The organism is Pseudoalteromonas sp. SWN29 (genome assembly GCF_015864465.1).
Lineage (GTDB): Bacteria > Pseudomonadota > Gammaproteobacteria > Enterobacterales > Alteromonadaceae > Pseudoalteromonas.
On sequence record NZ_JADYXE010000139.1, the window covers coordinates 1 to 717 of the forward strand.

Below are 717 nucleotides of genomic sequence, written 5' to 3' on the forward strand. Positions count from 1 at the left end.
GTAGATACCATCTCTTCTAACCAGCCTCAAGCTTTCTTTAAATAGCTTGAGGCTGGTATTCAGTTTGATTCTTCACAACACCAAAACAGATATGTGTCAGCTTTCTCATTGCAGCACCAATTGCCTGCATTTTTGTTTTACCTTGCCCCACTAATCGCTTATTTTGGGCTTTTATATCTGGATTATGTTGTACAGCGACTACAGCAGCCATATACAATTTAGCCCTTATATACCCAGGCCCTTCTTTGCTTAAGGTTGTTTTTCCAGCCCGTTTGCCTGACTCATTAAGCTTAGGTATTAAGCCTAAGTAACAAGCTAATTGCTTGGCATTTTTAAACTGTTTACATGCCAGCAAGGACACCATCATACGTGATATTACCTCTCCAACACCTTTGATACTTTGAAGCAATTTGCGGTTCTTTTTTAATTGCGGGTGTCTATCAATATGCTCATCAATGTCATTTTTTAGCTTGCCTATCTCAGTTTTTAGTACAGCTATCATATCTTCAATTGACTGAGTAACTCGAGTAGATGCACCTGAGAAACCAACGGCTTCATAACGATTTTCTTCGCGACGTAAGTCTTGCTCAAGTGCTTCAAGTCTACGCGTCATTACTTTTAACTCTCTCGCTTCAACAGGCTCAGGCTGCCAACTTAAAAGTGAGTGCTGTTGGTCATGACCATAACGAGCAAGCATTGTGGCGTCTGACTTGTCTG

At 40.9% G+C, this 717-nt stretch carries 1 protein-coding gene; it reads right to left on the minus strand.

The window, feature by feature from the left end; translation table 11 throughout:
• Positions 1-37: 37 nt before the first annotated feature.
• Positions 38-717, minus strand: a 680-nt coding sequence (locus I6F53_RS20180; protein ID WP_197240944.1) for a transposase, incomplete at its 5' end; no start/stop codon positions are given.